Origin of the sequence: Streptomyces sp. NPDC091209 (assembly GCF_044757755.1) — a bacterium.
In the GTDB taxonomy this organism is placed as follows: Bacteria; Actinomycetota; Actinomycetes; order Streptomycetales; family Streptomycetaceae; genus Streptomyces.
Genome location: NZ_JBIVVR010000010.1, coordinates 21983 through 46642 on the forward strand (window position 1 = coordinate 21983; position 24660 = coordinate 46642).

Below are 24660 nucleotides of genomic sequence, written 5' to 3' on the forward strand. Positions count from 1 at the left end.
GCCTCAGCGAGCGGCGGAACTCTCCTGCCGGTCGGCGGTGTCGGCCACCGGCGCCGCGCTGTCGCGCAGTCGGCGGCGCTTGCCGACCAGGACCGCGGTGCGCGTGAGGACCATGGCGAGGGCCATGAAGACGAAGGCGTTCGAGTAGACGTCCTGGCCGCTCAGCTTGTAGTCGATGCTGAACTTGATGATGCCCTGGGTGAACCAGTGCTCGGACCCGTAGGCGAAGAGCACGCGGGAGGCGGACAGCACCGTCCAGGCGATCGCGTAGGCGATGCCGCCCTTGGTGTAGATCTCGCCGTCGGCGCCCCGGTGGGCGGGGAGCAGCGCCGCGGCGACCAGGCCGCAGATGACGCCCGCACCGATGCCGGCGAGCTGGAGCGAGGGGTCGTTGCCGTCCATGGGCAGGGAGTGGACGAAGAGCGCGATCACGATGGCGACCGCGATGATCGAGCGCAGCAGCCGCATGTTGGTGATCTTGCGGGTGCCGAGGTCGGTCGCGAGGATGATGGTCAGGATGGTCCCGCTGGCGATCAGGGCGGTCAAGAACGGGCTCATGGTTGTGGACCCTCCTCCTTCGGTGCGTGGGTGCTCGTGAGCCTGCGTCGTGGCCGTCAGGTGGCCGTCCGTGGCTCTCACCTGCAACGCTATGGTTCGGGAGGGGGTCGTACGGACAACCGGTCGGTGGAATCGGCTGTCCACCGACCGGTGGACACCGGTGGAGGGCGGAGGATGGCACCGGCGCCGACGGCCGTACTCGTGCCGTTCCCCATCAGGCTGATAAGACTGGTCCGGTGAGCATTGAGAGCCGAGCGGCGGCAGAGACCCCGGACCATGCGCCCGAGGCGGGAAGCCGGTGGTTCGGCCTGTGGGACGCCTTCTTCGCGGTGTCGTACGCCGTCACCACCGTACTGCTGTTCACCTCCGTCGGTGAGCAGGTCCATCGGGCCGTGGCGATGGCCGCGTTGACTCTGGCGGTCCCCTGGTACGCGGGCTTGGGGCGGGACGCGATGCTGCGGCAGGTCGGGGAGGACCACGGACGACGCAGCGTCATCTTCTCCGTGGGCCTGTTCGTGCTGTTCTCGGTGGCCGTCGTCTTCGATCTGTCGTCGTCCTTCGCGCTGTTCGCCGTGGTGCCGATGCTGATGATGAGTCTGGCGACCTCCCCGGCGATCGCCGTGGTGACGCTGGCGAACCTGATGCCGGTGATCGTGGTGTGGCTGCGCGGTGGCACCCTGTCCCGGGACATCGCGGCCGTCCTGCCGACCTCGCTGCTGGGCATCGCGCTCTCGGTGATGCTGGGGTTGTGGATCACCCGGGTGACCCGGCAGAGCCGGGGGCGCGCGAAGTTGATCGAGGAACTGCGGCGCAACCGCGAGCGGGTGGCGCGGCTGTCGCGGGAGGCGGGTGTCGCGGCCGAGCGCGAGCGGCTGGCCCGCGAGATCCACGACACTCTCGCCCAGGGTCTGACCAGCATCATCAGCCTCGTTCAAGCGGCCGAGACGGATTTCGCCTCCGACCCGGAGGTGGCCCGCTCGCACCTGGCCCTGGCCGGCGAGGTGGCCCTCGAATCCCTGGCGGAGGCACGGGAGTTCGTCACCGCGTTGACCCCGCCGGTGCTCAAGGAGTCCTCGCTGGTGCAGGCCGCGCGCCGGCAGGCCGAGGGGCTCACCGCACAGACCGGGATGCGTACCGAGGTGGTCGTGAAGGGCAACGAGCGCGAACTGCCCATGGTGGTCAGCGTGGTGCTGCTGCGCTCCCTGCAGGAGGCGGTGGCCAACATCCGCAAGCATGCCCCCAAGGCCCGTTCCGCCGAGGTGCGACTGCTGTACGGGACGGACACGGTACGGCTGTACGTACGCGACGACGGGCCCGGGTTCGCGCCCGGCGAGCGGACGTCGGGCGCGACGGGCGGGTTCGGGCTGCCCGGCATGCGCACCCGCGCCCAGGAGATCGGTGGGGACGCCACCGCGGACAGCGCCCCGGGCAGGGGCACGACCGTCGAGGTGACGGTCCCGGTCCCCGTGGAGGACGTCCGGGCGGGCCGGACCGAGCACGCCGAGGAAACAGGGGAAGCCGATGAGCTCTGACAGGACGATCGGCGTGATGCTGGTCGACGACCATCCGGTGGTGCGCGAGGGCCTGAGCTCGATGCTGCGCTCCGCGGAGGGCATCGACGTGGTGGGGCAGGCCGGTTCGGGTGAGGAGGCGGTGGCCATGGTCGCCGCCTCCTCACCCGACATCGTGCTGCTTGACCTGCAGATGGGCGGCATGGACGGGGTGGAGACCACCGGCCACATCCTGCGCGTCGCGCCCGCCACCAAGGTCGTGATCGTCACGACGTACGAGACGGACACCGACATCCTGCGTGCGGTCGAGGCGGGCGCGGCGGGTTATCTCCTCAAGGGCAGTTCGCGCGACGACCTGGTGCAGGCGGTGAAGGCGGCGGCGCGCGGCGAGACGGTGCTGACACCGTCGCTGGCGCCCAAGCTGTTCCGCGCCCGGCTGCCGGAGCCGCCGCCGGTGGTGTCGGATCGCGAGCGCGAGGTGCTCCAACTGGTCAGCCAGGGGCTGACGAACGCCGACATCGGCAAGCGGCTGTTCATCAGCGAGGCGACGGTGAAGACGCACCTGCTGCGCTCGTTCAAGAAGCTGGGGGTCTCCGACCGGACGTCGGCGGTGATCACCGCGCTGGAGCGCGGACTGCTGTCCTGAGGGCACCCGCTCCAGCGGGAGAAGCGCCCGGCAGCGCCCCCGGATCGCCCCGCCGCTGCACGGCGGGGCGAATGCCTGCCGCTGCACGGCGGGGCGAAGTGCTGCCGGGCGGACGCCCTCCTGTTCAGGCGACGCCCGGCAGGCACACGTCCGAGAGGCGGTCGGGCAGGTCCCGGCGGCGCTTCACCTTCAACTTGCGGTATATCCGCGTCAGATGCTGCTCGACGGTGGAGATGGTCACGTACAGCTTGGTGGCGATCTCGCGGTTGGTGTGGCCCCGGGCGGCGAGCAGGGCGACGCGGGCCTCGGCCTCGGAGAGGACCTCGACCTCCTTGGGCTGCTCCGCCTCGCCGCCGGCCGGACCGGCGGGCACCGGGACCTCGCCGTCGCCGTGGCCCGGCATGTACTGCCGGCACAGCGGCTCGGCACCACAGGACTTGGCGACGTGCCAGGCCTTGCGCACCAGCATCCGGGCCCGGTTGAAGTCGCCGAGCGCACGGTATCCACCGCCCAACTCGCCCAGCGCGTGGGCGAGATGGAGCCTGTTGCCGCCCTCCTCCAGAGTCTCGACCGCTTCGGTGAGGCGCTTGAGCCGGGCGGAGAGGTCGGTCCCGGTGCGGGCCGCGGCGAGCAGGAGCAGCCCGCGGGTGCGGCTGCCCTCGGTGCCGGTCTCGCGGCGCTGCTGCTGCTCGGTGTACTCCTTGGCGCGGGCCGGCTTGCCCAGGGCGAGCCATGCCTCGGCGGCGTCCAGCCGCCACGGCACGAGTTCGGCCGCGTCCACCTGCCAGGACTGCATCAGCTCACCGCAGTTGAGGAAGTCGCGCAGGGCGGCGTGGTAGCGGCCGGTGGCGAGGTGGCTGCGGCCCCGGGCGCGCAGGTAGTGCAGGCCGAGCAGAGTGTCGAACATGGCCTCGGGTACGGGTTGTTCGAGCAGGCTCCGGGCCTCCTCGTGGTTGCCCATATGGGTCTCCGCCTCGACGAGGGTCGACAGTGGCAGGGCGACGCTGACGCCCCAACTCTGCGGGGAGATCAGCGACATGGCGTGCCGTGCCTGGGCGGCGGCGCCCGGCAGATCGCCCTGGCGCAGCGAGATCTCGGCGCGCACCGCGCTGAGCGCGGCCTGCCAGGTGGGGGCGTTGCGGGCGGAGCACTCCCCCAGCAGCCGTTCGCACCAGGCAAGGGCGAGGTCGGGGCGACCCGCGTAGACCAGGGCGAGCAGCGCGAAGACGAGGGGCTGGAGGGTGCGGTCGCTGAGCGGGTAGCGCTGGAGCACCCGGGTGGTCTCGGCGACGGTCGCCTCGGCGTGCTCGGTGCCGCGCAGCGCGGTGCGCATGGCGTCGGCGGCCTGGACGTGGGCGTTGTCCGGCATGTCGTAGGGGATCGCGTCGGCGGCGCGGGCTCCCGACGGCGTGGTCGGGGCGGCCTGTGCGGCGTCGGTGTCCCTGAGCGGGGGGCTGATCATGGAGAGCCAGCTGCGGGCGGAGGCGAGGGTGCCCGGGTCGTACACCGGGAGCCGTCCGGCGGCCACGGCCTCTCGGCCCGAGGCCTGCAGGTGTCGCACGGCCTCGCCGGCGCGGCGCGCCTCCCCCATCCACACCAGGCAGGAGACGGTCTGGACGAGGTCGCGGTCGGTGAGCAGTCCGTCGGCCAGCTCGCGTGCGAGCTGGCGCAGATGGCTCTCGGCCGCCGCCGGGCTGCTGCGCCACACGATGCTCACCAGCCGGGAGTTCAGGGCCGCGTGGCGGGGGCCCTCGGGGCAGGAGGCGACCGCCAGCTCGCCGCACTGGAGCGCCAGTTCGCGCTCGTCTCCGACGAGGGCGTACTCGGCGGCCTCCTGCAGCACGGGGATCGCCCACTCCTCGCCGGTGCGACGGGCGGCGAGCAGGTGGCGGGCCACGTCGAGGGCGGCAGCGCCCTCCTGGTGCAGCAGCCGGGCGGCGCGCTGGTGCAGGGCCGACAGGGCACCGGGCGGCAGGGCTTCGAACACCGCGTCCCGCGCGGCCGGGTCCCGGAAGGCGGCGCCGTGCAGCAGCCCGCATCCGCCCAGGTCCCGCAGCGCCTGTTCGGTGGCCTTCACGTGCAGGCCGGCGACCTGGCTGAGCAGATGCGTGGATCCGGAGTCGCCGAGGACGGCGACGGCGCGGGCGACGGCGAGGAGTTCGGGGTCGCCCCGGTACAGGCAGTCCATGACGGCCCGCTCGAAGGTCTCGGCGGGGGCCAGTCGCTGGAAGGGTTCGCTGGTCTCCCGCGCGCGCAGTCCGTCCTCGATGAGCGCTCCGACCAGCAGCGGGTTGCCGCCCGTGGTCTCCTGGCACTCGGCGGCCAGCCGCTGGGCGGCGGCGGGCGAGAAGTGGTCGGCCAGCACCCGCCCGGTGCCCTCGGCGGTGAGGAGCGGCAGCCGCAGGCCGGTGCAGTTGGGCTGGCGCTGGAGCTCGGCGTGGAAGGCGAGTTGGGCGGGCCCGAGCCGGGCGGCGGCGGTCAGCACGATGAGGACTCCGGCCTGGCGCACCCGGCGGGCGAGGCAGAGCAGGAAGGCGAGGGAGACGTCGTCGCCGTGGTGCACGTCGTCGACGGCGATGACCACGGTGCGGTCCCGGGCGATCTGCAGCAGCGCGGTGGACAGGTGCGGCAGCACGGCCATGCCGGCGTCCATGGCGCAGTCGGCGTCGGCGATGTCGGAGGGAACCTGGTCCAGCAGGGAGACCGCGTAGGCGTGGACGTCGGGCGCGTGGGGGGCGGCGGCGTCGAGGATCCGGCGCAGGATGCCGAACGGCAGATAGCGTTCGGCGCGGGATCCGGCGGCCTCCAGGACCAGTGCGCCGGCGGTGATGGCTTCCTGGGTGAATCCCTCCAGCAGACTTGTCTTTCCGCCGGCGACCACGCCGCTGATGACGGCGACGCGCCCGCGCCCTCTGCCGGCGCTGCCGAGCAGTTCCCTCAATGTCTCCAGTTGCTTTTCCCGCTCGACGAGCCTAGCCGCCACTGGCTTTCCTTCCCCCGTTACGCATGGCATTCCTCAGGACTGCGCGACCGGCACGGCGGACGCCTGGTCAGGGCGCCGCATCGCGCGGCCGGTGCGCCAAGGGGGCGTGTGGGCAGCGCGAGTCACGCTGCCCGGGTCGACTCAGCGACCCGCCCCGTTGGATCGTCGCCGTTCGGCCGGGGGCCGGGCGACGTACTGGGCCCCGGCGCCGGTGCGTATTCCGGCGGGGGCCGGGCCGGGGTGGTCACCCCGGCCGCTGCCGTTATTGTACGTGCTCGAATTTCCGTCCGATTTTCAACGGACGGCGGTGAGTTCCTCGGAGACAATCTTGAGGATCTGCTCCTGATGGTTCGCCAAGAAGAAGTGGCCACCCGGGAAACGATGGATATCGAACGCGCCGGACGTGTGTGCCGCCCAGGCTTCCGCCTCCTCCGAACTGGTGCGCGGATCGGCGTCCCCGGTCAGTACGGTGACGGGTGCGCGGACCGAGTCCTCGGCCGACGCGCGATAGTTCTCGATCGCGGTGTAGTCGGTGCGGATCGCGGGCAGCACCATGCGGAGGATTTCCTCGTCGCCGAGGATCCGCCCGTCGGTTCCGCTGAGTTCCCGCATTTCCGCGACAACGCCGTCGTCGTCGCGCAGGTGCACGGTCTCGTGCCGGTGACTGGCGGGCGAGCGGCGGCCGGAGGCGAAGATCCGCACCGGGGTGACCCCGTGGTCGCGCTCCAGCCTGCGGGTCACCTCGAAGGCCAGCACGGCGCCCATGCTGTGCCCGAAGAAGGCCAGCGGCCGGTCGGCCCAGGGGCGGATCTGCCTGGTCAACGCGTCGGCGTAGGCGCCGATGTCGGTGATACCCGGCTCGTCGCGGCGGTCCTGGCGGCCCGGGTACTGCACGCAGAGCACGTCCACGGCGGGCGCCAGGGCCTGCGACATCGGGAAGTAGAAAGAGGCCGACCCGCCCGCGTGCGGCAGGCAGACCAGCTGGATCGGGCTTTCGTCCGAAGCATGGTAACGGCGAACCCAACGACTGGTGTTTTGCTTTTCAATCAACGGATTGAAACCCCCTGTTCTGGCCCCAGATGCAGCGCGCTCTCTTGACTCGAACCCTTGTTCCGTCTTCGCACGCGCTACGGGCAAGGTCATGTCTAGCAGAGCCGACAAAGCCGGGAGTACCCCTACTCACCCCTTTAGCTGGAACCACCAGTTCCACCATTCTGACCAGGTGTTCGCCCGCCCGGACCACCCCGAGAAGCCGTCCGGACGCGCGCGTTGAGCCCAGTACACCCCTACGGTCACCACCCGAAAACAAAAAACACGGCCGGTTCACCGGTGGCCCGATTTCTTTACCCATGATTTAAGGGCGCGGAGTGAACCTCCCGCACAGCACCTCACGCCGGAGGCGAGTCCGACGAGGGCGTCGACGGATCGCTCGTCTGCACGATCCGGCGCGCGGTGGGAGGGTGGAAGGACACCGGAGCCGTAAAAGCCCGGCGGTTTCGGCACGTCTCGACCGAAGAGTGATCCGATGACCAACCGCCGCAAGAAGGACACACAGCCCGCTTCCGGGGCCACCCCGGCCACCGCCTCTCCCGCCTCCGCCTCCCGTTCCGGACCACCCGGGGTCGAGCAGGCCGTCGACGAACTGGTCGCAGGCGGTCTGGAGGCATTGGGCCAGTACGCCGACTACACCCAGGAACAGATCGACCACATAGTGAAGAAGGCCAGCCTGGCCGCCCTCGCCGAGCACACCGGGCTCGCCGTGATGGCGGTCGAGGAGACCGGCCGCGGTGTCTTCGAGGACAAGGCCGTCAAGAACATCTTCGCCTGCGAGAACGTCACCCACTCCATGAAGGGCGTGAAAACCGTCGGGGTGATCCGCCGCGACGACATCGACGGGATCGTGGAGATCGCCGAGCCCGTCGGGGTGATCGCGGGCGTCACTCCCGTCACCAACCCCACCTCCACCACCATCTTCAAGGCGCTGATGGCGCTGAAGACCCGCAACCCGATCGTCTTCGGCTTCCACCCGGCCGCCCAGCGCTGCTCCGCAGAGGCGGCCCGGATCGTCCGGGACGCGGCGGTACGGGCGGGCGCCCCCGAAAACTGCGTGCAGTGGATCGAACAGCCCTCCAAGGAGGCCACCAGCGCCCTGATGCACCACCCCGGGGTGGCGACGATCCTGGCCACCGGCGGCAACGCGATGGTCCGCGCCGCCTACAGCTGTGGCAAGCCCGCTCTCGGTGTCGGGGCCGGCAATGTGCCCGCGTACATCGAGAAGAGCGCCGACGTGCGGCGCGCGATCAACGACGTGGTGCTGTCCAAGACTTACGACTACGGAATGGTGTGCGCCTCGGAGCAGGCGGTGATCCTGGACCGGGAGATCCGTGACGCGGCGATCACGGAGTTCCGCAAGCTCAAGGCCTACACCGTCAACGACCACGAGAAGGAACTGCTGGAGGCGTACCTGTTCGGGGTCGGCGCCGAGCAGCAGGGCGGCCGGAACTGCGCGGGCGCCCGGCTGAACGCCGACATCGTCGGCCAGAGCTCGGTCGCCATCGCCGAGGGCGCCGGCTTCGAGGTACCGCAGGACACCTCGGTGATCCTGGTCGAGGTCTCCGAGGTCGGCGTGGACGAGCCGCTGACCAGGGAGAAGCTCTGCCCGGTGCTGGCGATGCTGACCGTGGACAGCCGGGCCGACGGGGTGCGGCTGGCCACCGAGATGGTCGAGTTCAACGGCCTGGGCCACTCGGCCGCCGTGCACACCGAGGACGCGGCCTTCGCCGAGGAGTACGGGCACGCGGTCAAGGCCTGCCGGGTGATCTGGAACGCGCCCACCTCGCAGGGCGGTATCGGCGACGTCTACAACGCGTTCATGCCGTCGCTGACCCTGGGCTGCGGCTCGTACGGCAGCAACTCGGTCTCCGGCAACGTCACCGCGCTCAACCTGATCAACATCAAGCGGATCGGGCGGCGGAACAACAACATGCAGTGGTTCAAGATCCCGCCGAAGATCTTCTTCGAGCGCGACTCCATCAAGTACCTCGCCGACATGCGCGGCGGCCGCCGGGTCGTCGTCGTCACCGACAAGACGATGGTGGAGATCGGCCATCTGGAGCGGATCCGCAATGTCCTGCAGCGGCGCGCTGAGCACGCGGAGGTCCGGGTGATCGACAACGTCGAGCCCAACCCGAGCATCGACACCGTGCGCAGGGGCGCCGAGCTGATGCGCCACTTCGAGCCGGACACCATCGTCGCGCTCGGCGGCGGCTCGCCGATGGACGCCGCCAAGGTGATGTGGCTGATGTACGAGCACCCGGAGGTGGAGTTCGCGGATCTGAAGGAGAAGTTCTTCGACATCCGCAAGCGCGCCTTCACCTTCCCCGAACTGGGTGTCAAGGCCGATCTGGTGTGCATCCCCACCACCTCGGGCACCGGCAGCGAGGTCACCCCGTTCGCCGTCATCACCGACACCGAGACCGGCCAGAAGTACCCGCTGGCCGACTACGCGCTCACCCCGAGCGTCGCCATCTGCGACCCGGCACTCACCGCCAACCTGCCCAGGGACATCACCGCGGACTCCGGCTTCGACGCGCTCACCCACTGCCTGGAGACCTACGTCTCGGTGTACGCCAACGACTTCACCGACGGACTGGCGCTGCAGGGCATCCGGCTGATCTACGACAACCTGGAACAGGCCGTGCTGGAGGGGCCGAACAATCCGGTCGCGCGGGAACGCATGCACAACGCCGGCACCATCGCCGGCATGGCCTTCGGATCGGCGTTCCTCGGCGTGGTGCACGCCATGGCGCACACCCTGGGCGCCACGTTCCACGTCGCCCACGGCCGCACCAACGCGCTGCTGCTGCCGCACGTGATCCGCTACAACGGATCGGCGCCCACCAAGGTCACGAGCTGGCCGAAGTACCACAGGTACATCGCGCCCGAGCGCTACCAGGACGTCGCCCGGATGCTGGGCCTGGCCGCCGACACCCCGGAGGAGGGCGTGGAGTCCCTCGCCCACGCGGTGGAGGAGCTGCGCGAACGGGTCGGCATCCCGCGGTCGTTCAAGGACGCCGGGATCGACGAGGCGGCCTTCCTGGACGCCCTGCCCGAGCAGGCGATGTACGCCTACGAGGACCAGTGCGCGCCCGCCAACCCGCGGCTGCCGATGCTGGCCGACATGCAGGAACTGATGCGCCGCGCCTACTACGGCGACCCGGTGTGAGCCCGGGGCCGACGCGACACCGACCGATCGACCGCGAAGGAGTCGTGCACCGATGACCACGCAGCAGCAGCGGCCCGTCCGCAGCGCCTGGAACGGGTTCAGGGGAGGTCTGTGGCGGGACGAGATCAACGTTCGGGACTTCATCCAGCAGAACTACACCCCGTACGAGGGTGACAACTCCTTCCTGGCCGGCCCCACCGAACGCACCACGGCGGTATGGAAGAAGATCACCGACCTCTTCCCCGAGGAGCGCGCCAAGGGCGTCCTGGACGTGTCGTACGACGTCCCGTCGACCATCACCGCGCACCCGCCGGGCTGGATCGACCGCGACCGGGACCTGATCGTCGGCCTGCAGACCGACGCCCCGCTCAAGCGGGCGATCATGCCCTTCGGCGGCTGGCGGATGGTGGCCGGGGCGCTGCAGACCTACGGCTACCCCGTCTCCCCCGAGCTGGAGAAGGTGTTCACCCAGTACCGCAAGACCCACAACGCCGGGGTGTTCGACGCCTACACCCCGGCCATCCGGGCCGCCCGCAAGGCCGGGATCGTGACCGGCCTGCCGGACGCCTACGGCCGGGGCCGGATCATCGGCGACTACCGCCGGGTCCCGCTGTACGGCGTGGACCGGCTGATCGAGGTCAAACAGGAGGAGAAGGCCGGCCTGGACGCCCTGCCGCACGACGCGTCCCGGCTGGAGGAGGTGATCCGCGAGCGCGAGGAGACCGCCGAGCAGATCCGGGCGCTGGGCGAGCTGAAGGAGATGGCCGCCTCCTACGGGTACGACATCTCCGGCCCGGCGACCAGCGGCCGGGAGGCCGTGCAGTGGCTGTACTTCGCCTACCTCGCGGCGGTGAAGGAGCAGAACGGCGCGGCGATGTCGCTCGGCCGCACCTCCACCTTCCTCGACGTCTACCTCCAGCGCGACGTCGACGCGGGGATCCTCGACGAGAGCGCGGCGCAGGAACTGATCGACGACTTCATCATCAAGCTGCGCATCGTACGGTTCCTGCGCACCCCGGAGTACGACGAGCTGTTCTCCGGCGACCCGACCTGGGTGACGGAGTCCATCGGCGGCATCGGCTCGGACGGGCGCACCCTGGTCACCCGCACGTCCTTCCGCTACCTGCAGACCCTCTACAACCTGGGCCCGGCGCCCGAGCCCAACATGACGGTCTTCTGGTCGCCGGCGCTGCCGCAGGGCTTCAAGGAGTTCTGCGCCCAGGTCTCCATCGACACCTCCAGCCTGCAGTACGAGTCCGACGAACTGATGCGCCCGCGCTTCGGCGACGACACCGCCATCGCCTGCTGTGTCTCGGCGATGGAGGTGGGCAAGCAGATGCAGTTCTTCGGCGCCCGCGTCAACCTCGCCAAGACCCTGCTGTACGGCATCAACGGCGGCCGGGACGAGATCTCCGGCGCCCAGGTCGGCCCGTCCACCGGGGCGATCACCGCCGATGTGCTGGACTACGACGAGGTGCTGGCCCGCCTCGACCAGCAGATGGAGTGGCTCGCCGAGACCTACGTCCACGCCCTCAACGTCATCCACTACATGCACGACAAGTACGCCTACGAGCGGCTGGAGATGGCGCTGCACGACCGTGACATCCGGCGCACCATGGCGTGCGGCATCGCGGGTCTCGCGGTGGCCGCGGACTCCCTCTCGGCGGTGAAGTACGCCCGGGTCACGCCGGTCCGGGACGAGACCGGGCTGGCCGTGGACTACCGCATCGAGGGCGAGTATCCCGCGTACGGGAACAACGACGAGCGGGTCGACGCGATCGCGGTGTGGCTGGTCGAGGAGTTCATGCGCAAGGTGCGCAAGCACCCCACCTACCGGGGGGCCGAGCACACCCAGTCGGTACTGACGATCACCTCCAACGTGGTCTACGGCAAGAAGACCGGCAACACCCCCGACGGCCGCCGCGCCGGCGAGCCGTTCTCTCCGGGCGCCAACCCGATGAACGGCCGCGACACCCACGGCTACGTCGCCAGCGCGCTGTCGGTCGCCAAACTCCCCTACGAGCAGGCGGAGGACGGGGTCTCCCTCACCAACACCATCACCCCCGACGCGCTGGGGCGCAGCCCGGAGGACCGCATCCGCAACCTCGCGGGTGTCCTGGACGGCTTCGTCACCTGCCAGGGCTTCCACATGAACGTCAACGTGCTCAACCGCGACACCCTGCTGGACGCCATGGAACACCCGGAGAACTACCCCCAGTTGACCGTCCGCGTCAGCGGCTACGCGGTCAACTTCGTGCGGCTGACGCGCGAGCAGCAGCTCGACGTGCTGGGCCGCACCTTCCACGGCTCGCTGTAGCCGTCACCGACCGGGGGCGTGCCCGCCGCGGCGGGCACGCTCCTCGGGCAGGACACCGGGAGGCTCCGTCATGACCCTGATCCATCCGGGCGAGCTGCTGCCCCTCATCCCCGTGAGCACCGACAGCCCCGCCGAACAGGCGGCCGCGCTGCGGGGCGACGGCCCGATCAGCGGCTCGGTGCACTCGTGGGACCTGTCCACGGGCGTGGACGGCCCCGGCACCCGCTTCGTCGTCTTCCTCGCCGGCTGCCCGCTGGCCTGCCTGTACTGCCACAACCCCGACACCATGCGGATGCGCAACGGCAGGCGCACCACGGCCGACACGGTCGTCGAGGAGGCGGGCAAGTACGTCCCGTTCATCCGTGCCGCGGGCGGCGGCTTCACCATCAGCGGCGGCGAACCGCTCCTGCAGCCGGACTTCACCGGGGAGATCCTCCACCGCTGCCACGACGTGCTGGGCCTGCACACCGCTCTGGACACCTCCGGCTTCCTCGGCGCCCGCGCCTCCGACGCACTGCTGGCCGCCGTCGACCTGGTGCTGCTCGACATCAAGTCCTGGGACCGCGAGCTCTACCTGCACCTCACCGGGCGGCAACTGGAACCCACGCTGGCGTTCGCCCGCCGCCTGGCCGAGCTGGGCAAGGAGATATGGGTCCGCTTCGTCCTGGTCCCGGGCCTGACCGACGCCACCGAGAACGTCGCGGGCGTCGCCTCCTTCGCCGCGTCCCTGGGCAACGTCACCCGCGTCGACGTCCTGCCCTTCCACAAACTCGGCGCCGCCAAGTGGGAGCAACTGGGAAAGGAGTTCACCCTCGCCGACACCCCCACCCCGACCGCCGCCCAGGTAACCAGGGCCCGCTCCGAGTTCACGGCGTACGGCTTGAAGGCGGTGTGAACGCGGGGAGGCGCACCTCCGCCCATACGGTCTTGCCGGGGGCGGCGGGGCGCGGGGCGACCCCCCAGTCGTCGGCCAGGGCGTCGACGAGGAGCAGACCGCGCCCGGATTCCCCGGCCGGGTACGGCGCCGCCGGGACCGGCCGTCTCCCGGCCCGCGTGTCGGTGACCTCGACCCGCAGGACACGGTCGGTCGCGGCGAGCCGGAGGTGGAAGTCGCGGCCGGGGACATGACCGTGCCGGACGGCGTTCGCGGCGAGTTCGGCCGTGATCAGGGTGACCGTCTCGTTGGCCGGTGACGTGTACGGATGGCCCCACTCGTTCAGGCGGTGCGAGACGAGCCGGCGGGCGAGTCGTGCGCCGCGTGGGGTCGATGTGAACCGCATCGCGAACTCCCGTTCGGCCACGGTGCGTTGCGGCAGATGCCTGTGTGGGGGAATTTCCGGCTTCATGGGGAGAACGGTCGCGGCCCGTGCGCAGCTTTGAACAGGCACGACGCGCGGACCGGCACCCGTTGTACGTGACGGCTGAGCGGTTGTACGCGGTGTGGGGCGTGACCGGCCTGCCCCGCGGCGCGTTGGTCGCGGGAGCGGTTCCATCGGCGGTGCGTACGGGAGGTGCCGGGCGTGGAGGAGCGGCGGGCGGAGGATGAGTACGAGTCCGGGGCGGGCATCCTGCACGTGTTCGGGCGGCAGTTGAAGCTGTTCCGTGAGCGGGCGGGGCTCGACCGGGCGGAACTGGGGTCCCGGACCGGGTACTCGGCGTCGACGATCGCCTCCTTCGAGCAGGGAAGGCGTATCCCGCCACCCAGGTTCATCGACCGGACCGATGAAGTACTGGACGCGGGCGGGGTGTTGGCGGCCGGGAAGGAGGAAGTGGCCCGGGCGCAGTATCCGGCGTTCTTCCGGGACGCGGCGAGCTTGGAGGCCCAAGCCGTTGAACTGCACGTCTACGCAACCCAGGCCGCACCAGGGTTGTTGCAGACGGAAGAATACGCGCGGGCGGTCTTTGTCATGTGGCGGCCGCTGCTGGACGAAGCGGTCATCGAACAGCGAGTGGCCGCACGGCTGGCGAGGCACGAGATCTTCGTCAGGCGTCCGGCGCCTCACTTGACCTTCGTGATCGAGGAGGCAGTGCTTCACCGCCCTCTTGGCGGGGAGGGAGTCTGGCGTGGCCAGTTGGAACACTTCCTCCTGACAGGAGCGAGACGGAACGTCGAGATTCAGGTGATGCCCCTGACCCGCGTGGAACACGCAGGACTGGCGGGCCCGTTCACCTTGATGGAGACAGTGGATGGGCGGAGGATCGCCTATACGGAGGTCCAAGGTGACAGCCGCGTCCATACGGAGCGTGGGAAGGTCCGGGAAGTCGAGGCCGCGTACGGGAGTCTCCGTGCACAGGCACTCACGCCGGCTGAATCGCTCTCGTTGATCGAGAAGCTGTTGGGAGAGAGATGAGCGGGGCAGCGGTCAGGCCGGACAGCGACAACCTGGCTTGGTTCAAGAGCAGTTACAGCGCGGGCAACGGCGGCGAGTGCCTCGAAGCAGCCCCCTGGATGGGCGTCACCCACGTACGCGACTCGAAGGACACGGCGGGCCCCATGGTGAGCCTCGGCCACCACGCCTGGACCGAGTTCGTCGGCTTCGCGGCCCGGCACACCGTCTGAGGCGTCGCGCGACGGATCCAGTCACGCTTGGAGTGGTCACCCAGGCGGCCCAGCCGTGTCACCGAGGACAGTTCGCCTTCCCGGATCGAGAACTGAAACCGTTCAATCCCTGGGTGAGTGAACCGGCCAGATCCTCGTGATGACACGGATCAGCAGCGCCGAACCCCGGAAAATACCTGCACACTCATTGACCCTCACCCCTCGCACCCCTACGTTCGCCGCTGTGAAGTTGATTTGAATCGATTCACAACTTCGAGGTGAGGGGCCGCAGTTGATCAGCAGGAGGAACATTCTGGCGGGCGCGGCGGGCGCCGTCGCCGCGACGGCCGCCGGAGCCGGAGCGGCCGTGGCCGCGCCGACGTCCGCACCGGCATCCGCGCCGGCCGGATCACGTGCCCGGCGCGGAGCTCCGCGCGTCACCGCTCCGACCGTCGAGTACGTCCAGCACCCTTTGGGTCTCGACGTTCAACAGCCCCGGCTGAGCTGGCCGATCGTCTCGGACAAGCCGGGGACGCTCCAGAGCGCGTACCAACTCCGTGTCGCCACCAGCACGTCGAGGCTGTCCCGTCCGGACGTCTGGGACAGCGGGAAGGTGACGTCCGACCAGTCCGTCCTCGTCCCGTACGCGGGCCCTCAACTCGCCTCGCGGACGCGCTACTTCTGGTCCGTTCGGGTCTGGGACACCGACGGCGCGGCCTCCGGCTGGAGCGCGCCGTCCTGGTGGGAGACCGGGCTCATGGACGCGCGGTGGTCGGCGGACTGGGTCTCCGCTCCCACCGTCCTCACGGACGCGCCCTCCCTCGAAGGCAGCTCCTGGATCTGGTTCCCCGAAGGGGATCCGGCGAGCAGTGCTCCGGCGGAAACCCGGTGGTTCCGGCGGGTGATCGATCTCCCCGAAGGTGTCACGGCGGCGAAGATCGCCATCACCGTTGACAACGTTTTCTCGCTGTCCGTGAACGGCGCCGAGGTGGCCCGCACCGATCTGGCGACGGACCACGACGGCTGGCGCCGTCCCGCCGTCCTCGACGTCCTCGGGCGACTGCGCCCCGGCCGGAACGTCCTCGCCGTCGCGGCCACCAACGCGACGGTGGGGCCCGCCGGTCTGGTCGCCGTTCTCACCCTGAGCACGGCCTCAGACGAGCAGCGGATCGTCACCGACGCCTCCTGGAGGACGACGGACGCGGAGCCCGCGGGCGACTGGCGCGGGGACGGTTTCGACGACAGCGGCTGGACGGCGGCGAAGGTGGCCGCCGCGTGGGGGTCGGGCCCCTGGGGCAGGGTCGTCCCGGCGTCCTTCGCCGCCAACCAGCTGCGGCACGAGTTCACGCTGCCTCGCAAGAAGGTGGCCCGCGCCCGTCTGTACGCGACGGCCCTCGGCCTGTACGAGGCCCACCTCAACGGCCGCCGGGTGGGCCGCGATCAGCTCGCCCCCGGCTGGACCGACTACCGCGAACGCGTCCAGTACCAGACGTACGACGTCACCTCCCTGCTCCGGCCGGGCGCGAACGCCATCGGGGCGTATGCGGCGCCGGGCTGGTACGCGGGGAACGTCGGCATGTTCGGGCCGCACCAGTACGGCGAACGCCCGGCGCTGCTGGCCCAGTTGGAGATCGACTACGCCGACGGGACCAGTGAACGCGTCACCTCGGGCACGGACTGGCGGGCCGCGGCCGGGCCGATCGTCGCCGCCGACCTGCTGGGCGGCGAGACGTACGACGCTCGTATGGAGACAGCCGGCTGGACCTCACCCGGTTTCGACGACCGGACGTGGCTCGCGGTCCGCGCCGCGGGCGACGCCGCGCCCCCGCGGATCGTCGCGCAGGCCGACGGCCCGGTGCGCGTCGCCGGTGAACGGCCGGCCGAGAAGGTGACCGAACCCGCGCCGGGCGTCTTCGTCTTCGACCTGGGCCAGAACATGGTCGGCTCGGTCCGGCTGCGCGTCTCGGGCGACGCCGGGACGACCGTACGGATGCGTCACGCCGAGGTCTTGAACCCGGACGGCACCCTCTACACCGCGAATCTGCGCTCGGCCGCGGCGACCGACACGTACACCCTCAAGGGCGGCGGCGAGGAGACGTACGAACCGCGCTTCACCTTCCACGGATTCCGCTATGTCGAACTCACCGGGTTCCCCGGCACTCCCTCCGCGCGGGCTGTGACCGGCCGCGTGATGCATACGTCGGCGCCCTTCACCCTCGATTTCGAGACCGACGTCCCGATGCTCAACCAGCTCCACAGCAACATCACGTGGGGGCAGCGCGGCAACTTCCTCTCCGTCCCGACGGACACGCCCGCGCGCGACGAACGGCTGGGCTGGACCGGTGACATCAACGTCTTCGCGCCCACGGCCGCCTACACGATGGAGTCGGCCCGGTTCCTCGCCAAGTGGCTCGTGGACCTGCGCGACGGCCAGACGGCGGAGGGCGCGTTCACGGACGTGGCGCCCATGGTCGGAACGGTCGGCAACGGCGTGGCGGGCTGGGGCGACGCGGGTGTCACGGTCCCCTGGTCGCTGTACGAGGCCTACGGGGACCGCCAGGTCCTGGCCGACGCCTGGCCGTCCGTCCAGTCCTGGCTGGCCTACCTGGAGCGTCACAGCGACCACCTGCTGCGGCCGGCCGACGGATACGGGGACTGGCTGAACGTCTCGGACGAGACGCCCAAGGACGTCATCGCCACCGCGTACTTCGCGCACAGCGCCGACCTCGCGGCCCGGATGGCCACCGCGCTCGGCAAGGATCCCGCGCCCCACGCCACCCTGTTCGAACGCATCCGAGCAGCGTTCCAGGACGCCTATGTCGGCACCGACGGGAAGGTGAAGGGCGACACCCAGACGGCGTACGTCCTCGCCCTGTCGATGAACCTGCTGCCGGACGCCCTGCGCACCGCGGCGGCCGGCCGTCTCGTCGATCTGATCCGCGCGAAGGACTGGCATCTGTCGACGGGCTTCCTGGGCACACCCCGGCTGCTGCCCGTCCTCACGGACACCGGGCACACCGACGTCGCCTACCGGCTGCTCCAGCAGCGTTCCTTCCCGAGCTGGGGCTACCAGATCGACAAGGGCTCCACCACGATGTGGGAGCGCTGGGACTCCATCCGGCCCGACGGCAGCTTCCAGACCCCGGACATGAACTCCTTCAACCACTACGCCTACGGCTCGGTGGGCGAGTGGATGTACGCCAACATCGCCGGGATCTCGCCGGGCCGGCCCGGCTACCGGGAGATCGTCGTCCGTCCCCGCCCGGGTGGCGACGTCACCTCCGCGCGCGCCACCTTCACCTCCCTGTACGGCCCGGTCTCCACGCGGTGGCAGCAGCGCTCCGGCGGCTTCGACCTCACCTGCGCGGTGCCCGCCAACACCACGGCCGAGGTGTGGGTCCCCGCCACCGGACCGGACGCGGTCTCCCACACCCGCGCGACCTTCCTGCGTACGGAGGACGGCTGCGCGGTGTACCGGGTCGGCTCCGGCAGCCACAGGTTCACCGTCTGACCCGGTGCCCGGAGGGCAGCCGGGACCGGCTGTCCCGCAAGGGAACACGAGTGGACGCCCGCCGGGAACGCGGCGGGCGTCCACTCGGTCTCCCGCCCCCGGGCCTACGGCGTCGCGTCCACCGTGACCGGGAGCTCCGCCGTGTCCTCCCGCCCGGTCCTGAACTGCGTCCGGTACAGCTCCGCGTAGCGCCCGTCCGCCGCGAGCAGATCCTCGTGGGTGCCCCGCTCGACGATCCGGCCCGCCTCGACCACGAGGATCAGGTCGGCGGCCCGCACCGTCGACAGCCGGTGCGCGATCACGACGGCGGTGCGGCCCTCCAGCGCCTCGGTGAGCGCCTCCTGCACCGCCGCCTCCGAGGTGTTGTCCAGGTGGGCGGTGGCCTCGTCGAGAATGACGACCCGCTGGCGTGCCAGCAGCAGCCGGGCGATGGTCATGCGCTGGCGCTCGCCGCCGGAGAGCCGGTAGCCGCGCTCGCCGACCACGGTGTCGAGGCCGTCGGGCAGGGACCGGACGAGTTCGTCGAGGCGGGCACGGCGCAGCACGTCCCACAGCTCGTCCTCGGTCGCGCCCGGCCGGGCGAGGAGCAGGTTCTCGCGGACCGACTCGTGGAACAGGTGCCCGTCCTGCGTGACCATGCCGAGGGTCGCGCGCATCGACGCGGCGCTGAGCTCGCGGACGTCGACCCCGCCGATGCGCACGGCGCCCGCGTCGGTGTCGTACAGGCGTGGCAGCAGTTGCGCGATGGTCGACTTGCCGGCGCCGGAGGAGCCGACCAGGGCGACGGTCTGGCCGGGTTCGGCGCGGAAGGAGATGCCGTGCAGGACCTCGGCGCCGCCCCGGGTGTCGAGGGCGGCGACCTCCTCCAGGGAGGCGAGGGAGACCTTGTCGGCGGAAGGGTAGGCGAAGCGGACGTCGTCGAACTCGACGGCGGCGGGCCCGTCGGGGACCGTGCGGGCGTCCGGCTTCTCGTCGATGAGCGGCTTCAGGTCGAGCACCTCGAAGACGCGCTCGAAGCTGACCAGGGCGCTCATCACCTCGACGCGGGCCCCGGCGAGCGAGGTGAGCGGCGCGTACAGCCGGGTGAGCAGCAGCGCCAGGGAGACGACGGCGCCCGGCTGCAGGGTGCCCCGCAGGGCGAACCAGCCGCCGAGCCCGTAGACGAGGGCGAGTGCCAGGGCCGACACCAGGGTCAGCGCGGTGATGAAGGCGGACTGCGCCATCGCCGTACGCACCCCGATGTCCCGCACCCGCGACGCGCGGGCCGCGAACTCGGCGGACTCCTCCCCGGGCCGCCCGAAGAGCTTGACGAGGGTGGCGCCGGGCGCGGAGAAGCGCTCGGTCATCCGGGTGCCCATGGAGGCGTTGAGGTCGGCGGCCTCCCGCTGGAGCTTGGCCATCCGGCGGCCCATCCGCCGGGCGGGGAGCACGAACACCGGCAGCAGGACCAGCGCGAGCAGGGTGATCTGCCAGGACAGGGTGAGCATCACGACGAGGGTGAGCAGCAGGGTCACCACATTGCTGACGACTCCGGACAGGGTGTTGCTGAAGGCGCGCTGGGCGCCGATGACGTCGTTGTTGAGTCGGCTGACGAGCGCGCCCGTACGTGTACGTGTGAAGAACGCGACCGGCATGCGCTGCACATGATCGAAGACAGCCGTCCGCAGATCGAGGATGAGTCCCTCGCCGAGCGTCGACGAAAGCCAGCGGCCCAGTATCCCGAGCGCCGCCTCGGCGACGGCGATGACGGCGATGAGCACGGCAAGACGGATGACGGTGCTCTCGTCGCCGTGGGTCACGATGGCGTCCACGACGCGCCCCGCGAGCACCGGCGTCGCGACGGCCAGCAGCGCGGTCAGCACACTGAGGAGGACGAACTGCCGGATACGACGGCGATGCGGACGGGCGAAGGCGGCGATGCGGCGGAGCGTCGCACGGTCGAAGGGACGACGCTCCTGTTGGGCGTTCATGACACTGTGGAGCTGTGTCCAGGCTGTGGTCTCCATGCTCATGGGAGAGACAGTAGGACCTCAAGCTTTGTTGAGGTCAACCGATCCGGGCGGGAGCACGCGCACGGGCGACCCCTCGTCGCGACCGGGGCCGACATCCCGGTAGGCACCAGGGTGCGCACCGGGGTCGGCACAGGGGTGCGCACCGGGGTCGGCACAGGGGTGCGCACTGGGGTCGGCACAGGGGTCGACATCGAGGTGAACACCAGGGTCGACGCGGGACGCCAGAGGGTCACCCCTCCCGCAGCTTGCCCGGCGTGTCAGCCTCCGTCTCCGCGCCCGCAACCTCACGTTGGTGCGGTGTGGAAAACCTCTCCCGATGTGACAGCCGTACGACTTCCCCGGGCACTGCCCCGGTTCCCCCGCCGCCTCACCCTGCGCCCTGCCGTCCGGCCGGTCCTGTGCCTGCTGCCGCTGGCCCTGGTCCTGGTGGTGGCCGTGCGCCACCGGTCCGTGCTCGTCGAGGGCTTCGGGCATCTGCGGTCGGCCGAGTGGCCCTGGCTAGTGGCCGCGGCCGCCGCGACCTGTCTGACCTGGGTGGCCGCTGCCGTGACCCGCCAGGGCGCGGTGATGGAACGGCTGCCCGCACGCCGTCTGCTCGCCACGCAGTTCGCCGCGGGCGCGGCGAACCATCTGTTGCCGACGGGGCTCGGCGCCGGTGCGGTCAATCTGCGGTTCATGACGGTGTGCGGAGTGCCACTGGCCCGCTCTTCCGCCGCGCTCGCGCTGTATCTGCTCGCCGAGTCGGTCGCCCGGCTGACCCTGCTCCTCGGCCTGCTGATCGCGTTCCCGGGAGCGCTTCAGGTCGGCGGTCCGCTTCCGCACGGGGCGGTCGGACCGCTGCTGCTCGGCATCGGTGTGGCCCTGTGCGCCGCGGTGGCGGTGCTCGTTCTCGCACGACGGCTGCGCACGGCCGTCTTCTCCTTCCTGCGCGCCGCGTTCGGCGAGGCCCGCTCGGTGCACACGCGTCCGTCCCGGGCCCTCGCCCTGTGGGGCGGCTCGCTCGCCTTCCCGCTGCTCCAGGCGGCCGGACTGGCCGCGGTGGGGCGGGCGCTGGGCCTCCCGGTGTCGCCCACGCACATGATGATCGCCTACCTGGCCGCGACGATCGCGGTCGCGATGGTGCCGACGCCCGGCGGACTCGGTTCGGTGGAGGCGGCGCTGATCGTGGCGCTGGTCGCCGCGGGCGGCCCGGTGGCCGTGGCGACCGCGGTGGTCCTGGCGTACCGGATCATCACGGTGTGGCTGCCGCTCCTCCCGGGCGCGCTGACGCTGGGCGCGCTGGTCCGCTACAAGGTGATCTGAGCCGGGCCGGTCCGGTCCGGTCCGAACCGGGCCGGTCCCAACCGGGCCGGTCCCAACCGGGCCGGTCCCAACCGGGCCGGTCCCAACCGGGCCGGCCCCAACCGGGCCGGCCCCAACCGGGCCGGCCCCAACCGGGCCGGCCCCAACCGGGCCGGCCCCAACCGGGCCGGCCCCAACCGGGCCGGTCCCAACCGGGCCGGTCCCAACCGGGCCGGTCCCAACGGGGCCAGTCCGCTCGCTCCGGCTCGCGCGGTGCGCTCGGTCCCTGGGGCTGGGTCCGGGTTCCGGGGTTCCAGGGGATCCGGGGATCCGGGGGATCCGGGGGATCCGGGGGATCCGATGTCCGGGGTGCGGGGATCCGATGTCCGGGGTGCGGGGATCCGATGTCCGGGGTGCGGGGATCCGATGTCCGGGGTGCGGGGATCCGGCGCCCGGGGTGCGGGGATCCGGCGCCCGGGGTGCGGGGATCCGGCGTCCGGGGTGCGGGCGTCAGGGCCCGCGCCTTCCGCCGCAGGCCGTGCGTTCCGCCGCGCGCTGTGATACCGAGGAGTAACCACGGTGCGCGGTGAGGCGCGCCGGCCGGAGAAAGGGACAGCGCGATGCCGGTCCGCATCGAACGTCACGGTCACGTCACCACCGTCATCCTCTCCCGGCCCGCAGCCCGCAACGCGGTGGACGGGCCGACCGCAGCCGAACTCACCGACGCCTTCCGGAAGTTCGAGGCCGACGAGACGGCGCGCGTCGCCGTCCTCTGGGGCGAGGGCGGCACGTTCTGCGCGGGCGCGGACCTCAAGGCCATCGGCACCGAGAACGGGAACGAGGTCGCCGAGGACGGGGACGGCCCGATGGGTCCCACCCGGCTGCGTCTGACCAAGCCGGTGATCGCGGCCATCGCGGGACACGCCGTGGCCGGCGGTCTGGAGCTGGCCCTGTGGTGCGATCTGCGGGTCGCCGAGGAGGACGCCGTCTTCGGGGTCTTCTGCCGCCGCTGGGGTGTCCCACTGATCGACGGGGGCACGGTACGGCTCCCCCGGCTGATCGGCACGAGCCGCGCGATGGACATGATCCTCACCGGTCGCGCGGTCGCCGCTCCGGAGGCGTACGGGATGGGGCTCGCCAACCGTCTCGTCCCGGTGGGCCGGGCCCGCGCGGAGGCCGAGCGACTGGCCGCCGAGATCGCCGACTTCCCGCAGTCGTGTCTGCGCAGCGACCGGGCCTCGGTCCTCGACCAGGAGGGCCTGATCGAGAAGGAGGCCATGCGGACCGAACTCCGTTACGGCATGGGCGTGCTGGACGAGAGCATGGAGGGCGCGGCCCGCTTCGCCTCCGGTGCGGGGCGGCACGGCTCGTTCGGCGGGCTGTGACACCGGGGCCGACGCCCGCTCCGGCACCGGGCCCTCGCCCGGCAAGAGCCGTGACCGAGACTCCCGCACCCGTTGCCCGGCAAGGGCGTGACCGGACACGTGTGCCCCTGCCTGGCAAGGCTCGTGGCTGGGGCGCCCGTCCCCCTGCTCGGCAAGGCTCGTGGCCGGGACGCCTGTCCCTCCCCTGTCCGGCAAGGGGCGAGGCCGGCGCACCCGGACGCCTGGCCGGCAGGGGCCATGACGGCGGCACCTGGGCCCCGCCCGGCCACGGCAGTTGGCCGGGCCTGGCGTCAAGGGCGTTCGCGCGCAGGGCTGGTGACGGAGGGGCACGCGGATGCGGCAGGATGAGCGGTCCCCCCGGACGGCGATGAACACACGTCCGGGCATGATCGCGCGTTCCCGGATTCGAGCAGGTGGCAAGTGACGACACAGCACATTCGGCCCGCGGGCCCACACCCCGGTCCCGGCTCCCGAGGAGGTCATCGATGAAGCGTTCCGTCACCCTGGACGACCTGATGATCGCCGGCATAGCCGTGGCAGCCGGGCTGCTGGCGGCGTTCCTGCTGCGGATGCTGCTGCGCTGGCTGGGCAAGCACGCCGAACGCACCCGCTGGAGCGGCGACGACATCATGGTGGACGCGCTGCGCACCGTGGTGCCGTGGTCGGCCGTCGCCGGGGGCATCGCCGCGGCGGCCGCGGTGCTTCCGCTGACCGCCCCCATCGGCCGCACCGTCAACCGGTCGCTGACCGTCCTGCTCATCCTGGTCACGACGGTCACCGCGGCCCGGCTGATCACCGGCCTGGTCCGGTCGGTGACCCAGTCCCGCTCGGGCGTCGCCGGTTCGGCCACCATCTTCGTCAACATCACCCGGGTCGTGGTGCTGGCGATCGGCTTCCTGATCGTCCTGCAGACCCTCGGGATCTCGATCGCGCCCCTGCTGACGGCCCTGGGTGTAGGCGGTCTGGCCGTCGCCCTCGCGCTCCAGGACACCCTCGCCAACCTCTTCGCGGGCGTGCACATCCTCGCGTCGAAGACGATCCAGCCGGGCGACTACATCCAGCTCAGCAGCGGCGAGGAGGGGTACGTCGTCGACATCAACTGGCGCAACACCACGGTCCGTCAGCTCTCCAACAACCTGGTCATCATCCCCAACGCCCAGCTCTCGGGCACCAACATGACCAACTTCACCCGGCCCGAGCAGCGCATGACGCTCACCGTGCAGGTCGGTGTCGGCTACGACAGCGACCTGGACCACGTCGAGCGGGTCACCAACGAGGTCGTCGCCGAGGTGATGACCGGGATCGTCGGCGCCGTGCCGGAGCACGAACCCGCCGTGCGTTTCCACACCTTCGGCGACTCCCGCATCGGTCTCACCGTGATCCTCGGCGTCGGCGAGTTCAGCGATCAGTACCGGATCAAGCACGAGTTCATCAAGCGCCTGCACAAGCGCTACCGCGACGAGGGCATCCTGATTCCGTCGCCCGCCCGGTCGGTCGTGCTCCAGACCGGCGGCGCGGGGTTCCTGGAGACGGCCATCCCCCATCAGCGCGAGGCCGCGAAGCGGATCTGAGAACCGGCCCGTGACCGGACTCGGCAACGGGTCCGGAGACGGACTCGGGAACGGGCCGGGGAACGGACTAGGGAACGGGCCGGGGGCCGGGCGGCACACTCCGCCCGGCCCCCGTCCGGTC

General features: G+C 71.1%; 16 protein-coding genes. 11 read left to right on the top strand and 5 right to left on the bottom strand.

Annotation, left to right across the window (positions count from 1 at the left end; all coding sequences use genetic code 11):
- Window positions 1-3: 3 nt before the first annotated feature.
- Complete coding sequence (locus tag ACIQRL_RS27415) at window positions 4-558, bottom strand: hypothetical protein (protein WP_401336499.1); 555 nt, start codon at window positions 556-558, stop codon at window positions 4-6.
- 236 nt (window positions 559-794) lie between these two features.
- Between ACIQRL_RS27415 and ACIQRL_RS27420 the strand changes: the two genes are divergently transcribed.
- Complete coding sequence (locus tag ACIQRL_RS27420) at window positions 795-2090, top strand: sensor histidine kinase (protein ID WP_401336502.1); 1296 nt, start codon at window positions 795-797, stop codon at window positions 2088-2090.
- Window positions 2080-2715, top strand: a complete 636-nt coding sequence (locus tag ACIQRL_RS27425; RefSeq protein ID WP_401336505.1) for a response regulator — start codon at window positions 2080-2082, stop codon at window positions 2713-2715. Before ACIQRL_RS27420 ends, ACIQRL_RS27425 begins: the two co-directional genes overlap by 11 nt.
- A gap of 124 nt (window positions 2716-2839) precedes the next feature.
- Here the strand turns inward: ACIQRL_RS27425 and ACIQRL_RS27430 are convergent, their stop codons facing one another.
- Window positions 2840-5698: an AAA family ATPase gene (locus ACIQRL_RS27430; RefSeq protein ID WP_401336508.1), complete on the bottom strand. Its 2859-nt coding sequence runs from the start codon at window positions 5696-5698 to the stop codon at window positions 2840-2842.
- 294 nt (window positions 5699-5992) lie between these two features.
- Window positions 5993-6748, bottom strand: coding sequence for a thioesterase II family protein (locus tag ACIQRL_RS27435; RefSeq protein ID WP_401337023.1), 756 nt, complete (start codon window positions 6746-6748; stop codon window positions 5993-5995).
- A gap of 475 nt (window positions 6749-7223) precedes the next feature.
- On the opposite strand from ACIQRL_RS27435, the gene adhE reads away from it, so the two are divergent.
- The 3 genes from adhE to pflA all read left to right on the top strand — a co-directional run bounded on the left by adhE (window position 7224) and on the right by pflA (window position 13135).
- Window positions 7224-9923 carry a bifunctional acetaldehyde-CoA/alcohol dehydrogenase gene (gene adhE, locus ACIQRL_RS27440; RefSeq protein ID WP_401336510.1) on the top strand — a complete coding sequence of 900 codons (2700 nt, stop codon included), beginning with the start codon at window positions 7224-7226 and terminating at the stop codon, window positions 9921-9923.
- Between the two features lie 52 nt (window positions 9924-9975).
- Window positions 9976-12240 carry a formate C-acetyltransferase gene (gene pflB / locus ACIQRL_RS27445; protein WP_401336513.1) on the top strand — a complete coding sequence of 755 codons (2265 nt, stop codon included), beginning with the start codon at window positions 9976-9978 and terminating at the stop codon, window positions 12238-12240.
- A gap of 70 nt (window positions 12241-12310) precedes the next feature.
- Window positions 12311-13135: a pyruvate formate-lyase-activating protein gene (pflA, locus tag ACIQRL_RS27450; protein WP_401336515.1), complete on the top strand. Its 825-nt coding sequence runs from the start codon at window positions 12311-12313 to the stop codon at window positions 13133-13135.
- Here pflA and ACIQRL_RS27455 read toward each other — a convergent pair.
- Window positions 13107-13520 (bottom strand): ATP-binding protein, encoded by a 414-nt coding sequence (locus ACIQRL_RS27455; RefSeq protein ID WP_401336518.1) that lies wholly within the window; start codon window positions 13518-13520, stop codon window positions 13107-13109. The two genes, pflA and ACIQRL_RS27455, sit on opposite strands and share 29 nt — an antisense overlap.
- Window positions 13521-13760: 240 nt before the next feature.
- Here ACIQRL_RS27455 and ACIQRL_RS27460 point away from each other — a divergent pair, with 240 nt between their 5' ends.
- The 3 genes from ACIQRL_RS27460 (at window position 13761) to ACIQRL_RS27470 (ending at window position 18290) form a co-directional block, all read left to right on the top strand.
- Window positions 13761-14591 carry a helix-turn-helix domain-containing protein gene (locus ACIQRL_RS27460; protein WP_401336521.1) on the top strand — a complete coding sequence of 277 codons (831 nt, stop codon included), beginning with the start codon at window positions 13761-13763 and terminating at the stop codon, window positions 14589-14591.
- Window positions 14588-14800, top strand: a complete 213-nt coding sequence (locus ACIQRL_RS27465) for a DUF397 domain-containing protein (protein WP_401336524.1) — start codon at window positions 14588-14590, stop codon at window positions 14798-14800. Before ACIQRL_RS27460 ends, ACIQRL_RS27465 begins: the two co-directional genes overlap by 4 nt.
- A 271-nt stretch (window positions 14801-15071) precedes the next feature.
- A complete protein-coding gene (locus ACIQRL_RS27470; protein ID WP_401336526.1) occupies window positions 15072-18290 on the top strand; it encodes an alpha-L-rhamnosidase in 3219 nt (1072 codons plus the stop codon).
- 104 nt (window positions 18291-18394) lie between these two features.
- Here the strand turns inward: ACIQRL_RS27470 and ACIQRL_RS27475 are convergent, their stop codons facing one another.
- Window positions 18395-20296: an ABC transporter ATP-binding protein gene (locus ACIQRL_RS27475; protein ID WP_401337024.1), complete on the bottom strand. Its 1902-nt coding sequence runs from the start codon at window positions 20294-20296 to the stop codon at window positions 18395-18397.
- A gap of 324 nt (window positions 20297-20620) precedes the next feature.
- Here ACIQRL_RS27475 and ACIQRL_RS27480 point away from each other — a divergent pair, with 324 nt between their 5' ends.
- The 3 genes from ACIQRL_RS27480 to ACIQRL_RS27490 all read left to right on the top strand — a co-directional run bounded on the left by ACIQRL_RS27480 (window position 20621) and on the right by ACIQRL_RS27490 (window position 24539).
- Window positions 20621-21604 (top strand): YbhN family protein, encoded by a 984-nt coding sequence (locus ACIQRL_RS27480; protein WP_401337026.1) that lies wholly within the window; start codon window positions 20621-20623, stop codon window positions 21602-21604.
- Between the two features lie 599 nt (window positions 21605-22203).
- Window positions 22204-22968, top strand: a complete 765-nt coding sequence (locus ACIQRL_RS27485) for a crotonase/enoyl-CoA hydratase family protein (RefSeq protein ID WP_401336529.1) — start codon at window positions 22204-22206, stop codon at window positions 22966-22968.
- 485 nt (window positions 22969-23453) lie between these two features.
- Entirely contained in the window at window positions 23454-24539 is a 1086-nt protein-coding gene (locus tag ACIQRL_RS27490; RefSeq protein ID WP_401336532.1) for a mechanosensitive ion channel family protein, read from the top strand.
- Window positions 24540-24660 lie beyond the last annotated feature (121 nt).